The following is a 14,612-nucleotide window of genomic DNA, read 5'->3' on the forward strand; positions in this document are numbered from 1 at the left end:
ACTGTTTTACTATCTTGCCCTTAATGAAAGGATTTGACTTCGATTTTCTTAAATTATCTGTAACTGATGCTGTTGACATTGTTTTAGTAGCATTGTTAATCTACTATGTTTACACGCTTATTCGTAATACGCTTGCTGTAAATTTACTAGTTGGAATGTTTATTATCACAGTTTTTTACTGGATAGTAAAAGGATTACACATGGAGCTGCTTACAACCATCATAGAGAAATTTATGAGTGTAGGCATTATTGCCTTGATTGTAATTTTCCATCCAGAGATTAGAAGGTTTTTACTTCTTATCGGAAAAAATGCTTTCCTCCAAAAAAATAAAGCCTGGTGGGGCTACCTTTTCGGTCGAAAAGAGATAGAAAGAAATAATTTAACACGCATTAAACCAATCATTGATGCCTGTAAAACGATGAAAAAAACCAGAACAGGTGCTTTAATTGTTTTTGTTAAGTTTTACGATGAGCAATTCTTCGCAAATAGTTGTGAAGTTGTTGATGCTAAAATTTCGAAACGGTTATTGGAAAGTATTTTCCAAAAAAATAGTCCACTGCACGATGGTGCTGTAGTTATTTCTGAGAATAAAATTAAAAGTGCGAGTTGTATTTTACCGCTAACAGATAACGATCAATTACCTTCGCAATTCGGGTTAAGACATAGAGCTGGAATCGGTGTATCTGAAACGACTGATGCTGTGGCTGTAATTATTTCTGAAGAAACCGGAGAAATATCGTATGCCAAACAAGGCAGAGTACGGATGAATGTTTCCTTCGGAGAATTGGAGAAATTACTCAATAAGGATTTTTAATTAGAGCAAGGATAAAAGAGCAAAGAATAAAGAGCAAGGATAAAGGAGTAAAGATAAAATTCAAAAAACCTTTAGCCATAAAAAAAGAGCAAAGATTAAAAACACATGGTCTTTAATCTTTGCTCCTCAATCTTTTATCCTACTATTAGCAATACTGCTCAAAAGCACCAATTAAGTTATCGGCAATCATTTGTGCAGGGCGACCCTCAATTTGATGACGCTCTATCATGTGAACCAATTTACCATCTTTAAATAACGCCATTGCTGGAGATGATGGAGGGAAAGGCATCATATAATTTCTTGCCTGATCTACAGCTTCTTTTTCCATTCCTGCAAATACAGTAACCAATTTATCGGGATGTTTTTCGTGAGCTGCTGCTGCCCTTGCTGCCGGACGAGCATTTGCTGCTGCGCAACCACAAACTGAATTTACAACAACTAAAACAGTACCTTCGCCTTTAATAGCTTGGTCTACATCTTGTGCGCTTTTTAACTCTTCAAAACCAACGTTAGTTAATTCCTTACGCATTGGTTCTACTAAATATTCTGGATACATTATCTTTGATTTTATTTACAATTTCTAAAGCACAAAAATAAGAAAATCGAACAGCATGAACCATTCGATTTATATTTTTAAGGTAAATTTATTACTGTAAGCCTTTCTCTCTCAATAACTCTTTCATAAGTTCAGGATCTTTTAAAGCAGCCCAACCAAACATGGCAATTACGCCAATGATACAAATAAGGTAAAGCAGACTCAAGATTGCTCCAATTATACCGCATATTTTACCGGCCTTAGTATTTTTATAAGATGAGATTGAATAATTTGCAGGATTAAGATTATACTTTTTAATATCAGCAGCACTTAAAACCCAGGCAATAATCCCGAAGATTAAACCCAAACCATAGCAACAACAAGCCGGAATTGATATAATTCCTAAAATTAAAGCCACAGTTGAGTTTGGTAAATTTTGAGGACCACCAAATTGATTAAAGCCCGGCGCTTGTTGAAAAGGAGGTGGTGTTAATGGCGGCGTATTTACAGGCCCAAATGCAGAGTTATCATTATTTGGAGGTATAATTGGTTGGTTTTCCGATGGATGTCCTTGTTCTTCTGACATAAATTTAGTTTATAAGCTGATGGTTGTATATTTTGTAAATGTAATTGATTAGAATAATTACTGCAATAGCGATGTAAGTGATTTTTATAACTTGTGCACCAAATTTAAAATCAATTTTTAAGTGGATAAATGTAAAAACCACAATAAAGATTAAGGGTATAGTTGCAGGATATAACTTAAAAGATTCTACAAAATTACCTTTCAGTAAAGCCAGGATAGAGCGCTGCAAACCGCAACCGGGGCAATCAATTCCGAAATGAGACTTAAAAGGGCAACTTAATAAATGCAGACTTAACCAATTCAGAAAATTATGTATCTGATTCATCTACAAGACCAATTATTTTTATTTGATTATTCTTCCAAATTTTATATTTCTCTAAATCTTTTACAACTTGCTTGTAAACCAGATTTAGAATAAAAACATCATCAATAAAACCTAAAACCGGCACAAAATCAGGAACTACATCAATGGGAGAAAGAAAGTAGATTAACCCGCCAAGAATTGCTATAATTGAGCGTTTAGGAATCTCGTTGTAATCGCCATTAACGTAATCTTTAGCGACAGCAAAAAGCAAAACCATTTTCGCCCAAATACCTTCTAAATCACCTTTATTAGTAACAGCCTTACCTAATGCCTCTTTAATTGTATCGTTTGCTTTCTTTTTATCCTTTAGAATAACCGTAGCTTTACTTTCCGATTTTTTGAAGAAATCTAATATTTTTTGCCTGTTCAGTGCCATAATCCATCTTGTAAAAACGCTTAAAAAGAGAATAAATATTCAATCTAACGAGATTTTATCATCTCCAAAATATCATCCACGTACTTACGTTCGTTAGCAAGCCGAGGAACCTTATGTTGTCCGCCTAATTTATCTTTTGCTTTTAGCCAGTTATAAAAAGTATTTGCCGGTGCATTATGAACTTTTGGCCTACATAAAGCCATGTCTTTGAAACGCTTCGCATCATAATCAGAATTTACCTCGCGTAAGGTTTTATCCATAACATCGATAAATTTCTCAAAATCGTTCGGCTGTTTATCAAATTCGATAATCCACTCATGACCACCAGCTTTTTCGCCTTTAAAATAAATTGGCCCGGCAGTGTAATCTTTAATTTCGGCACCAGTTTCGGCACAGGCTTTTGTTAGCGCTTGTTCTGCATTATCGATAATTACCTCTTCTCCAAATGCATTTATAAAATGTTTTGTCCGCCCGGTAATCTTTATTCTGTAGGGCTCTAAGGAAGTAAATTGAATGGTATCGCCAATCATGTAACGCCACAAACCACCATTTGTTGAAATTACAATTGCATAGTTTTTATTCAATTCTACCTCACCCAACAATAACGCCTTCGGATTTTCATCTCCAATGTTTTCCATCGGAACAAACTCGTAGAAAATACCATAATCGAGCATTAAAAGCATTTCTTCTGAATTATCTTGATCTTGGATGCCAAAAAAACCTTCTGATGCATTGTAGGTTTCAAGATAATACATCTCACTTGATGGAATGAGCTGTTTAAATTGTTCCCGATAGGGGCCAAAATTTACCGCACCATGAACATACAATTCTAAGTTTGGCCATACCTCCAGTAAATTTTTCTTACCAGTGAGTTCTAAAACCTTTTTGGCTAAAACAATTGTCCATGTTGGCACTCCCGAGATACTCGTAACATTTTCCTGAATGGTAGCCTCAGCCATTCTATCCATCTTAATTTCATAATTATCCATTAATGCGATAGACATATCTGGAGTACGATAAAATTCTGCCCAAATTGGTAAATTTTTAATCAGCACCGCTGATAAATCGCCATAAAAGCAATCTTCATTTAGCTGATTAACCTGATGACTACCTCCTAAAACCAGTCCCTTTCCGGTAAACATCTGGTTATCTGGGCGGTTATTACAATAGATAGAAAGCATATCCTTACCGCCCTTAAAATGGCATTCTTCTAAAGATTCTTCAGAAACAGGAATAAATTTACTTCTATCACTAGTTGTTCCCGATGATTTTGCAAACCATTTTATATCCGATGGCCACAATATATTTTGTTCGCCATTAAGCATTCGCTCGATATATGGTTTTAGCGTATCGTAATTTTGGATAGGAACACGTTCCTGGTATTGATATGTGGTTAAAATCGTTTTGTAGTCGTATTTTTTTCCCCACTCGGTATTTTCAGCACTATCTATTAAAGTATGAAACCACTCCTGCTGAACATCATGAGGATATTTCATAAAAAGCTCGATTTGATGAATCCGCTTCTTCATTAACCAGGTGAAAATTGAATTTACAAATGCCATTCGCTTTTATTAAACATCAAAATTCTTGCGCTTCAAAACAAAGTTCGAACCTAAATAAACTTTTCTCACCATTTCGTTTTCTGCTAAAACCTCTGGAACACCTTGCTCTAAAATTTTTCCTTCGAAAAGTAAATAAGCTCTATCCGTAATAGAAAGTGTTTCCTGCACATTATGGTCGGTTATTAAAATACCAATATTTTTATGCTTAAGCTTGGCCACAATACTCTGAATTTCTTCAACAGCAATTGGATCAACACCTGCAAATGGCTCATCCAAAAGGATAAAATTAGGGTTTGCAGCCAAAGCTCTTGCAATTTCTGTACGTCTTCGTTCCCCTCCTGATAATAAATCACCACGATTTTTACGAACCTTGTGTAAACTGAACTCATTAATTAGTTCTTCGAGTTTATCTTTCTGCTCTGCCTTAGTCATATTACTCATTTCCAAAATAGAAAGAATATTATCTTCTACAGTAAGTTTTCTAAATACAGATGCTTCTTGAGCCAGATAACCAATTCCCTTTTGAGCACGGCGATACATTGCATCTTCAGTAATATCTTCATCCTCTAAAAAAATTCGTCCCTGATTTGGTTTAATTAAACCAACAATCATGTAAAATGAGGTTGTTTTACCAGCACCGTTTGGCCCCAATAAACCAACAATTTCACCTTGGCTTACATTAAAAGAAACATCGTTAACAACGGTTCGTTGCTTATATTTTTTAACCAGATTTTCGGCTCTTAATATCATTCTCTATATTTATTGATAAGGAATCAGGAGCAAGGATTAAAGATCGGTTTCCTAATCATTGCTATTGGTTCTTTTATCCTTATTCTTTTACCTTTATTCCTTTAATATTTAATTGGAGGCGTTTTTTATCTCGCCACACATTTTCTTCGATTGTATAACAAACAGAAAATGGAACTTTTGGTTGTAAAAGTTTTTCAAATTCTGCTAACCCAAATCCAATGCCTTCAAAAATACTCGAATTTTGTTGTTTTAAATTAATTTTTAAATGATTTGCGCCAACTACCATCGCATGCTGAGCTAAATAAACATTATGCGTAACGAAAATCGGCGCCATATTTTCTGGCCCGAATGGGCCCATTTGTGCCAAAACGCGATAAAATTTGCCATCAATTTGAGCCAGTTCAATTTCTGCATCAATCCGAATCATTGGCGTTAAAAGTTCTTCAGTAATACTTGCAGAAACAATTTCTTCAAATTTATCAGCAAAGGCCTCAACATTATCTTCTTGCATGGTTAAGCCTGCGGCAAATTTATGCCCGCCATATTGATCTAATAAATCTGCACAACCGCTTAAGGCTTCATACAAATCAAAGCCGACAACCGAGCGACAAGAACCTGCAACGTGTCCATTAGATTTTGTAAGTACAATTGTTGGGCGGTAATATTTTTCTGTTAAACGTGATGCAACAATTCCAATTACACCTTTATGCCAGTTTTCATTGAATACAACAGTAGTTTTTTTGTTTATTAAAACTTCACTATCGCCTATTAAAGCTAAAGCTTCACGAGTAATATCCTGGTCGTAAGTTTTACGCTCGGTATTTTTAAGGTTAATGAGTTCGCTTTGTTCTAAAGAATTGCCATCGACCTGGCAAAGAAGCATAGCAACCGCGTGTTTTGCATGGTCTATTCTTCCAGCAGCATTAATCCGCGGACCTAAAGTAAAAACAACATCGGTGATGGTATAATTTTCGGTTTTGCCCGAAACTTCCATTAAAGCTCTCAAGCCTTCGCAAGGATTGGTATTCAGCTTTTTAATACCGTAATAAGCTAAAATTCTATTTTCGCCAACCACAGGAACAATATCTGCAGCAATGGAAACCATTACCAAATCTAAATATTGAAGATAAGTTTCTTTAGGTAAATTATGTTTTTGAGCATAAGCCTGAGCCAGTTTAAAACCAATTCCACAACCGGCCAATTCTTTAAAAGGATATTCACAATCCGAACGTTTTGGATCTAAAACGGCAACAGCTTTTGGAAGTTCATCTCCTGGCAAATGATGGTCGCAGATAATAAAATCGATTCCAAAACCATTTGCATAATCGATTTTATCAATAGATTTTATACCACAATCGAGTGCAATAATAAGTGAAAAGCCGTTCCCGTTGGCATAGTCTATTCCTGTAGTCGAAATACCATAGCCTTCTAAATATCTATCTGGAATATAATATTCTATATTTTTTGTGAGTTGAGAAAAGAAACTAAAAGCTAAAGCAACCGATGTTGTTCCATCAACATCGTAATCGCCATAAATCATAATTTTTTCGTTATTGGCTAAAGCTTTTTCAATTCTCTCGATGGCCAAATCCATATCCTTCATTAAAAAAGGATTATGAAGATGGTTTAAATCTGGTCTGAAAAAATCTTTCGCTGAATCGAAATCGCAAATATTTCTTTGTACTAATATTTGAGCCAGCGATTTATCTATATTAAGTTGTTCTGCTATTGTTGTTATGGTATCATCATTACAATTTGATGATTGCACCCATCTTTTTTCCATTTATTTTATCTCCGAACAGTAAATATACATTTTAATTGGATATAGATACAACCTTGCCATGTGTGAACTATATCACTACCTTTTACTCAAAACTTTAATTTTCTTAGGGAAGAATTAAAACATTCGCCAGACTTTTCGAAAAACGAATAAACAAATAGATTGTTAACTTTGCATTGTAAATTAAATCTTCACATTTTGCAAGTTCATACCCTATTCGAAGGCACCTACTCGGTTGATGCATCAAAGAAATTCGTTCCTTTCGATTCTGCCATTCACAGTTTTAAAGATAGACCAGCATCACTATTCATCAACGTTCAGCCATTTTTGGTCGAACTTAAAAACGACTTAGTCCTTTTTGATACAGGATTAGGTTTTAGTGATGAGCATGGCGAATTGATTTTACATAAAAACATTCGCAACGCAGGTTTCGACCCAACCGATGTAACTAAAGTTTTAATGTCGCATTTACATTACGACCATTCTGGTGGAATGATTCACAAGCTTGGCGACAAAACAGAATTGAGTTTTCCTGATGCTGAATATGTAATTAATCGTGGAGAGTGGGAAACCGCTTTTAGCAGTACATCTTCATCATACCATACCGATATTTTCGAATTTATTCAGCGTAATGCGCAACTGAAATTTGTTGAAGGTGATGGAAATTTAAATGAAACAATAGCCTTTGAATTTACTGGTGCGCATTGCCCAAACCATCAGGTTTTTCTGCTAACAGAAGACAAACAAAAAGTATTTTTTGGTGGCGATGTTTTACCCGAACCAGGTGAATTAATAAAAAACTTTATTGCGAAATACGATTTTGATGGCCGCAAAGCGATGGAGTTACGTAAGGAGTTTGGCAAAAGAGCCGCAGCAGAAAACTGGGAATGCTTATTTTACCACAGCAAAGACCAAGCGACAGGTTTTGTTGAGGAAGTTGAAGGCGGATTTAGAATTAGATAGGTAAAAGGCAAAAGACCAAAGCTTAAAGGCCAAAGGCGGAAGGTTTGAAGGTGGAAGGTGTAAAGGCAAAAGACCAAAGCAGTAAAATCGTATTTTAATTTCGTTACCGTCTAGCTTTAGCTGACTGAAATATATAAAGCGCTAAGGGGTAGACAAATTTTCAATCTGTGTTTGTTGCAGTTTTGTAGGTTCCTAAACCCGAACGTAGCGGTATCCTTTTAGCTTTGGTTTTTATGAGGGTAAGGAATGAGTGGCTAAAAGATTTAGTGGAGTGCGGGAAAGCCCTTCGATAGTTACACTGCAACTGCTTTCCAAAATCATTAAAATTTAAATTTATAGCCATATCAGGAATGTAAGCTTATATGAAGCTTAAATTTCTTACATGGTAAAAAATCACTATAATAAAAAAGGTCCCGATTTTCATCGAGACCTTTAACATTTTTCCGAGACCTGGAAAATTATTTTTTAGCTACTAATTTAACAGCTAATTCAAACTCATCGTTAATTGCTTTGTCACCAATGCTATCGAAAAATGATTTTGAACCATATTTGATATCATATTTAGTTCTATCAACTACGATTTTACCAGCTAAAGCAGATACGGTACCATCAGCATTTACAGTAACAGTTGCAGGGAAACTTAATGGCTTAGTAATACCTTTAATAGTTAAGTTACCAGAAACAGTTGTACCAGCAACTTTAGTAATTACGAAAGTCGCAGTTGGAAATTTAGCTACGCCAAAGAAATCATCAGCTTTTAAATGGCCTTCTAATTTAGCGCTACCATCAGCATCTTTAAGAGAGTTCATATCGATAGTGAAAGTACCACCAGTTACTTTTTTACCATCAACATTTAATGTACCTGATTGTAAAGCAATAGTTCCGTTATGAGAACCTGTTACTTTTTTACCAACCCAAGTAATAGTAGATTTTGCTACGTCTACAGTGTAAGCAACTGGCTTAATAGTAGTAAAAGCTGATAATGACACAACAGCTACTAATAAAAAGATTGAAGAGATTTTTAATTTCATTTTCTGGTTTTTTATAATTTGATACAAAGATATGTTAACGTTCGGCATTCTGTTATTGACCTATGTTAAGTTTTTCAAAAATAATCTATTTATTTAAAATCATTCTATTGACTGTGATATTATACAAAAGGTTTAATTTGAATAGAAATAATCAGAAAAGCATATCACTAATCAGATTTAAGGTAGTCGGGCTTTACATTAAATCTTTTTGGTATTGTAATGCTAATAAGCCTGTCGAAGTACCTACAACAAAAAGGATATCATTTCAATCCCGTTTAGGCCGGAAAATTCTGTAATACTATTTGAAGGTCGCCAAAACCCACAGCCTAAATAAAAAATTTGACTATCGACCTTTTCATCTTCTTTATATATTTGAACATCAATTATCATTCATTTCAAAAAATCACAATGCTTAATAAATTTGCAATCGAACCAGCCAATAAAGAAACTTCAAAAACTATAATTGATGGAATTAACGATTATAATCTAAGCCAAGTAGCTGCTTTAAGTGAAATATGGACAGCATTAGATTTTATAATAAAGAATAACAATGGTGTTGAAATTGGAGGAATATTAGCTGGAATTGGTTATTGGAATGGACTTGAAATAAAAATCCTCTGGGTTAAAGAAGATTATCGTAAAACAGGTATTGGAACAAAACTATTAAAACACGTAGAGAATCTTGCCATAAAAAAAGGAGCAACAATTTCGATGCTCGATACATTCGATTTTCAAGCTCAAGAATTTTATCTTAAAAATGGCTATGAGCCCATTGGAGAGATAAATAATTTCCCTGTAGGTCACAAACGAATTTATTTATCTAAAAAACTAATAAAATGAAACACAACGCAAAATCAATAAGACCATTTATTGGCGCAAAAGACTTTGAAATTTCGAGAAGTTTTTACAGCGACTTAGGCTTCGAAGAAACTACTTTAGGCGATCAAATGTCAGTTTTTAAAAGTGGTAATATGGCCTTTTATTTGCAGAACGCCTACGTAAAAGATTGGATCGAAAACACCATGATTTTTATGGAAGTTGATGATGTAAATCGCTTTTACAATGAACTTGCAGCTTTAGATTTACCAGCTAAATATAATGTTAAACTAAGCCCAATCAGACACGAAGATTGGGGAAGCGAATGTTTCTTACACGACCCGGCTGGGAATTTGTGGCATTTTGGAACGTTTAAATAGCGATACACCGGTAAGTTTTTAAATGGCGAAACACTGTTTATTTTATAAAATTCAATACGTATAACTTTGCGCTAATAAAAATTAACCATTTAAGAAATGTAAGAACATTTGAGCTTACATTTTTTTAAATGTCTTCTATTGTTAAAATACGTAGATGATAGGAAAAGTTTACTCAACTTTTCTTGACAGCATCTGCAGCCAACGAAACATATTATTCGTTCCTGAGAATAACAGGTTTTTTTAAAAGATTGAAGCTTTTTATTTCCAAAAAATAAAAATCTAACGCTGTCATTTCTACTGTAGCGCAGCGAAATGACGGCTTTTTTAAAACCTAAAACTTAACCGAATTCAATTTCTTATCAACCAACAAACCATCAACAGCTTTAAGCTCGAACTTAATATTTCGTTTGGTTTTCAGTTTTATGATAAACAATTGTTGCGTTCCGTTTAGGGTTTCCCTTTCGCCAATGTTAACAAAAGTAGGATAAAGCACCTTAGTACCATCGGTGTGTAACCTATCGTTCGTTAGGTTTTCCATTGCCTTGGTGCCGATGGTTTTTATACTTTCAAATTCGTAATCTTGCGAGTTATACGGCAAGGCAAAACCCAAAGCATTAACCGAACGTAAATTATTTCCTTTCACGATAATTTCTACTGTTTCGCCTTTGTTGTATGCCTTTTTCGAAGCTGTAATTTCAATTTTACCCGAAACGTTATCGGCCTTTTTATTTTCTACGCCACCATCTAATTGAGTAGCTACTAGCGAAATATCGTAAGCATCAATCATGTTATTTTTGTTGATATCGCCATTGCTGATGTAGCCCTCAAAATCGGCATCACCTTTTTTCAAACCAGTATAATTTGTGTATGATGTTAAATCATTTTTATCAATTAAACGGTCGTTATTGATATCGCCAGGCAGGTAACCTTCGGTACCAGGCACTTTAAAAACGTACAATTCTCTACCCGAACCGAAACCACCAATGGCATCCGTTATCACAAATTTAATATACCTCGCATTAGGTTGATCGGCAAAGGCAAAGGTTTTAACATCGCCATTGCTCTTCCATTCAAAAGTTCCGGCAGTTGTCCAGGTTTCTTTATTGCTGCTGTAGTAAACGGTACCTTTTAACAAAAGGCCATTACCTCTACCCGAGCGTGGCACGTAACTAAATTTCTCTAATTGATTTACCGATTTCAAATCCAGCACCAAATCGAAAGGAACTGCTTTTGCTCCCCATGCGGTATGCCACATGTTACTTTCATCAAAATCGAAAAGATTTTCAATTCCCTCGCCACCTTGGTTTTTGGCTGTTGTTTCGCCAACAATACCTTTAATGGCAAATTGTAACGGGTTAGGTTTTGTTTTTGCAGAAAACGATTCCCAACTCGAATTTCCATCTTTATTTACAGCACGTATTTTAAAAGCATAATCAGTTTCCGGATTTAAACCCTCGAAAAGAAGTGTGGTATCTTTAATGGTGCTGTAAGTCATGTTTTCAAAAGCAATTTCATAAAAATCGGCATTATCTATTTTACTCCAACTTGGTTTTAAACTAAAGGCATAGCTATTTTTAGGGCTCACATTCGCTTGCTGTGGCGCAGACAAAGCACCCGTTTTTACGATTTGTTTATCTAAGGGGTTAAAAACAAAACCCTCGATTTCTACCGAAATTTCGTTCAATGTAATATCTGTTGCAGCCAACTTAACCCACAACTGCGGGTTTTTAATCATTGCCACTTTTTCGAAATCGCTACCTTTTGTAGCAAATTGATTTAGATTAGGAGCAGCATTATAAAAATAAACATTGTCTGATTTTGAGAAATCAGCTAACGAATTGACCTCATTAAGTTTAACTCTTTGCTTTCCAACTTTAGCAACAATAGATTTAGGTTTTTCGGTTACATTTATTCTTAATTCTGTTGCTTTTTCTTTTACGAAACCTTCAAAATCGCCTTGCGTAGTTTTTATAGTTAATACTACTTTTTTGTTTTCAACTTCGCTTTCTATTAAAGTAGAAGCACCTTTCCCTAACTTATAAGCTTCCGTTTTACCATCATCGTCATATTCGGTAAAAGCAGTTTTTCCTGCCGGATAAAGTTCGTAGCGGCGTAATTTGTTATTGATTTCGGATACGTTATTATTCGGATTTGCCATTGGAATAATCGCTCCGTTTTTAACAAAAACAGGCAGTTTCCAAACTGGAGCATCGAAGTTATTGATGATTCTGTTACCCTCGTATTTTTCACCCGTGAAATAGTCAATCCAAATTCCATCTGGCAAATATATCCCATCACGAATGTCGTTTCCTTTTTCATCGGCCTTGGTGGCTTGATAAATGGGTGCCACTAAGAACGACGGCCCGTATAAAAACTGGTACTGTGTAGCTTTACCTTGTGTGTAGGCATTTGGATATGATAAAAACATTGCTCTTATCATTGGCAAACCATTTATTGCTTGCTTTGCGATGCTGTAAGTATAAGGCATCAGTTCTGATTTCAGTTTTAAATACGTACGGTTAATCGAAGTTGTAGATTTGCCTAAAGCATGCGGATATTTTTCGTTCGAACCCCAACCATCCATATTTAACTGCATTGGCGTAAAGGTTTTCCATTGAAAATCTCTAACATTAACCGCTAGATTTTTGCCGCCAAAAATACCATCCATATCAGAAGTAATATTGGGTTGACCTGATAAACCTGAACCAATATAAGTTGGAATATGGAAACGGATATATTCCCAAACACCACCGGTTTGGTCGCCACTCCAAATGGTTGCATAACGCTGCGTTCCTGCCCAACCATCTAACGAAATAATAAATGGTCTGCTATTTTTGCCATAATCGGGCATTATTTTACCAACATCGGCCACGCCATTTAAGCCAAAAGAATAACCTGCACCAACCCAAGCCACATCGGTTTTAAGCACTCGCACGCCTGCATCTTTTACTTCTTTAATAATATCTCTTTGCAAAAGCGGACTTACCTCTGGTTTTGGATGCAAATCAGACTGTGTCCATAAACCGATTTCTACGCCATTTTTTCTGGCGTAATCGCCGAAATCTTTAAGATTTTTGATGTTCCCATCCAAGTTTCCGGTTTGGCCGTAACCAGCGCCATAACCATCATTTGGCAAAATCCAACCCAAAGGCATATCATGTGTTTTATATCTGTCGATAACAGCACGGGCAGAGAACTGATAATTATTCTTTTCTCCGTTTAGCGATTCTTTTACTCCGCCATTATCTTTCTGGCTTTCCTTATATTTTTTTCCGTCTTCGAAAAGAATTCCTGTAGAATCTGCTTTCCAAAAATCGCGGTTGTAGGCGTTTAAGTGACCTTGATAAAAGCCAAATTTCGGCAACAAAACAGGGTTACCGATAAGCTGATAAAAATCGTTCAGCAATGGAACGGCACCATCGTTAACCATTACAAATAAATCGAGGTAATTGGTTTCATGGCTCAATTTTACAATGCCTTTTTCTTTGGCGCCGAAATCATACTTCCCCTTTTTAAAAGTATAAAACATCACTCCATAACCACCAGTTGACCAATAATATGGGTTTGGTGAGGCTACACCTCCATCTGTCCAGCTGTTTTGATTTTCGATGGCGATAGCTTTTCCCTTATGCGAAAAACGCCCATTTTGAACGCCACCACCATAAAAATATTCCTCTGGATTTTCTTTTAAGGTTAAAACCACTGCATTTTTTTCAAATTCAATTGGTTTTAATAATTCTAAAACGTTTGCCTTAGTTTTTTGATTGGTGACTTTCAGTAAAGCTGTATTTTTATCCATTACCACGTTAACCTGGCTGGTTGCAATCGAAATTTGATTGTTAGCATCGGTAAACGAAAGATTTTGAATGGCTTTTCTTGGATTATCGACCAAAATTTTCGCAGCGGGTTTTGCTATTGGGTCGCGGAGAATACCGCCTGCATTATCTTGAAATAAACGAAAAATATTGTCACCATAAAAATCGAAAATTAGTTTTTCATTGTTGGCGTATAAAACTTCAATTGTAGTCGAATTTATTTTTTTCGCACTCACAATTTTAACCGTTTCTTTATCTTTTTGCTGGTTTTGAGCGTTGGTGTACGACACAAAAAAAACAAAGAAAATGAAAAGTAGCGACTTTTGTTTTTGTTGAAGTTTTAAAAATAAATTCATCATTATTTTTGTTTTGGTTGATGTTAGTTAAATTTAAAAAGCGTTCTGTTATATTAAAAATGAAGTTTTTAATTACCTATTTGGCTTTTGATAAAATTACTAAAAGCACCTGCAATAAAGCTTGGTAAAGAGAATGATACGAAAACGTTTGCGTAACGCACGGAATTTTGGAAGTTTTTAGCGAATAAACGTTGTTGATAAACCCGACAGTAACGGAAATAATTTAAAATTGCAGCAACTCTGAATATTGAAATGAATGGCGGGACTGTAACTCCGTATTAAAAAACTGACATTCATTCCTAAAAAAAAATCTGCAAGCTTTATGAAAATGAATTCAAAAACTTGCAGACGATTTGTTCGTGAGGACACGAACCAAGGCGTTTAGATGATTTATCTAAATAGATTGCTTCGTAGTGCCCCCTCGCAATGACGGAACTGGTAATGGCTATGGAAAGGAAAATCTTAAACCCTCTACCTTTCTAC

Annotated in this window: 13 protein-coding genes; 4 read left to right on the top strand and 9 right to left on the bottom strand. The window is 35.3% G+C overall.

The genetic code is table 11. The features are described 5' to 3' along the window. The first annotated feature begins 23 nt into the window (after positions 1–23). Complete coding sequence (gene cdaA, locus ACFOUY_RS20000) at positions 24–815, top strand: diadenylate cyclase CdaA (RefSeq protein WP_378963052.1); 792 nt, start codon at positions 24–26, stop codon at positions 813–815. 145 nt (positions 816–960) lie between these two features. On the opposite strand, the gene ACFOUY_RS20005 is transcribed toward cdaA, so the two are convergent. From ACFOUY_RS20005 to recJ, 7 genes are all read right to left on the bottom strand, one after another. Further along, positions 961–1,371: a BrxA/BrxB family bacilliredoxin gene (locus ACFOUY_RS20005; RefSeq protein ID WP_378963053.1), complete on the bottom strand. Its 411-nt coding sequence runs from the start codon at positions 1,369–1,371 to the stop codon at positions 961–963. Between the two features lie 91 nt (positions 1,372–1,462). Continuing rightward, positions 1,463–1,936: a CCC motif membrane protein gene (locus ACFOUY_RS20010; protein ID WP_378963054.1), complete on the bottom strand. Its 474-nt coding sequence runs from the start codon at positions 1,934–1,936 to the stop codon at positions 1,463–1,465. A gap of 4 nt (positions 1,937–1,940) precedes the next feature. Next, entirely contained in the window at positions 1,941–2,261 is a 321-nt protein-coding gene (locus ACFOUY_RS20015) for a DUF2752 domain-containing protein (RefSeq protein WP_378963055.1), read from the bottom strand. Beyond that, the gene (locus ACFOUY_RS20020) at positions 2,245–2,676 is read right to left on the bottom strand and encodes a YkvA family protein (RefSeq protein ID WP_378963056.1); all 432 of its coding nucleotides are present in this window, start codon (positions 2,674–2,676) and stop codon (positions 2,245–2,247) included. Before ACFOUY_RS20020 ends, ACFOUY_RS20015 begins: the two co-directional genes overlap by 17 nt. A 44-nt stretch (positions 2,677–2,720) precedes the next feature. After that, entirely contained in the window at positions 2,721–4,238 is a 1,518-nt protein-coding gene (locus tag ACFOUY_RS20025) for a GH3 auxin-responsive promoter family protein (RefSeq protein ID WP_378963057.1), read from the bottom strand. A 9-nt stretch (positions 4,239–4,247) separates the two neighbouring features. Then, the gene (gene lptB / locus ACFOUY_RS20030; protein ID WP_378963059.1) at positions 4,248–4,988 is read right to left on the bottom strand and encodes an LPS export ABC transporter ATP-binding protein; all 741 of its coding nucleotides are present in this window, start codon (positions 4,986–4,988) and stop codon (positions 4,248–4,250) included. A gap of 79 nt (positions 4,989–5,067) precedes the next feature. Then, complete coding sequence (recJ, locus tag ACFOUY_RS20035; RefSeq protein ID WP_378963060.1) at positions 5,068–6,771, bottom strand: single-stranded-DNA-specific exonuclease RecJ; 1,704 nt, start codon at positions 6,769–6,771, stop codon at positions 5,068–5,070. Positions 6,772–6,966: 195 nt separating this feature from the next. Between recJ and ACFOUY_RS20040 the strand changes: the two genes are divergently transcribed. Further along, positions 6,967–7,731 carry an MBL fold metallo-hydrolase gene (locus tag ACFOUY_RS20040; RefSeq protein ID WP_378963061.1) on the top strand — a complete coding sequence of 255 codons (765 nt, stop codon included), beginning with the start codon at positions 6,967–6,969 and terminating at the stop codon, positions 7,729–7,731. A 458-nt stretch (positions 7,732–8,189) separates the two neighbouring features. Here ACFOUY_RS20040 and ACFOUY_RS20045 read toward each other — a convergent pair whose 3' ends face one another. Continuing rightward, the gene (locus ACFOUY_RS20045; RefSeq protein ID WP_378963062.1) at positions 8,190–8,762 is read right to left on the bottom strand and encodes a YceI family protein; all 573 of its coding nucleotides are present in this window, start codon (positions 8,760–8,762) and stop codon (positions 8,190–8,192) included. A 408-nt stretch (positions 8,763–9,170) separates the two neighbouring features. Here ACFOUY_RS20045 and ACFOUY_RS20050 point away from each other — a divergent pair, with 408 nt between their 5' ends. Both ACFOUY_RS20050 and ACFOUY_RS20055 read left to right on the top strand, forming a co-directional pair. Continuing rightward, positions 9,171–9,602, top strand: coding sequence for a GNAT family N-acetyltransferase (locus tag ACFOUY_RS20050; RefSeq protein ID WP_378963063.1), 432 nt, complete (start codon positions 9,171–9,173; stop codon positions 9,600–9,602). Beyond that, positions 9,599–9,958, top strand: coding sequence for a VOC family protein (locus ACFOUY_RS20055; protein WP_378963064.1), 360 nt, complete (start codon positions 9,599–9,601; stop codon positions 9,956–9,958). Before ACFOUY_RS20050 ends, ACFOUY_RS20055 begins: the two co-directional genes overlap by 4 nt. Positions 9,959–10,289: 331 nt before the next feature. Here the strand turns inward: ACFOUY_RS20055 and ACFOUY_RS20060 are convergent, their stop codons facing one another. Then, complete coding sequence (locus ACFOUY_RS20060; RefSeq protein WP_378963065.1) at positions 10,290–14,132, bottom strand: TIM-barrel domain-containing protein; 3,843 nt, start codon at positions 14,130–14,132, stop codon at positions 10,290–10,292. Positions 14,133–14,612: the final 480 nt, after the last annotated feature.

The sequence above is a fragment of the Pedobacter jamesrossensis genome (genome assembly GCF_042650905.1).
Lineage (GTDB): Bacteria > Bacteroidota > Bacteroidia > Sphingobacteriales > Sphingobacteriaceae > Pedobacter > Pedobacter jamesrossensis.

What these genes read in the sequence shown, in the direction of transcription:
- cdaA (WP_378963052.1), top strand. Translation starts at nt 24, where the DNA reads ATGAAAGGATTTGACTTCGATTTTCTTAAATTATCTGTAACTGATGCT.
- ACFOUY_RS20005 (WP_378963053.1), bottom strand. Translation starts at nt 1,371, where the DNA reads ATGTATCCAGAATATTTAGTAGAACCAATGCGTAAGGAATTAACTAAC.
- ACFOUY_RS20010 (WP_378963054.1), bottom strand. Translation starts at nt 1,936, where the DNA reads ATGTCAGAAGAACAAGGACATCCATCGGAAAACCAACCAATTATACCT.
- ACFOUY_RS20015 (WP_378963055.1), bottom strand. Translation starts at nt 2,261, where the DNA reads ATGAATCAGATACATAATTTTCTGAATTGGTTAAGTCTGCATTTATTA.
- ACFOUY_RS20020 (WP_378963056.1), bottom strand. Translation starts at nt 2,676, where the DNA reads ATGGCACTGAACAGGCAAAAAATATTAGATTTCTTCAAAAAATCGGAA.
- ACFOUY_RS20025 (WP_378963057.1), bottom strand. Translation starts at nt 4,238, where the DNA reads ATGGCATTTGTAAATTCAATTTTCACCTGGTTAATGAAGAAGCGGATT.
- lptB (WP_378963059.1), bottom strand. Translation starts at nt 4,988, where the DNA reads ATGATATTAAGAGCCGAAAATCTGGTTAAAAAATATAAGCAACGAACC.
- recJ (WP_378963060.1), bottom strand. Translation starts at nt 6,771, where the DNA reads ATGGAAAAAAGATGGGTGCAATCATCAAATTGTAATGATGATACCATA.
- ACFOUY_RS20045 (WP_378963062.1), bottom strand. Translation starts at nt 8,762, where the DNA reads ATGAAATTAAAAATCTCTTCAATCTTTTTATTAGTAGCTGTTGTGTCA.
- ACFOUY_RS20050 (WP_378963063.1), top strand. Translation starts at nt 9,171, where the DNA reads ATGCTTAATAAATTTGCAATCGAACCAGCCAATAAAGAAACTTCAAAA.
- ACFOUY_RS20055 (WP_378963064.1), top strand. Translation starts at nt 9,599, where the DNA reads ATGAAACACAACGCAAAATCAATAAGACCATTTATTGGCGCAAAAGAC.
- ACFOUY_RS20060 (WP_378963065.1), bottom strand. Translation starts at nt 14,132, where the DNA reads ATGATGAATTTATTTTTAAAACTTCAACAAAAACAAAAGTCGCTACTT.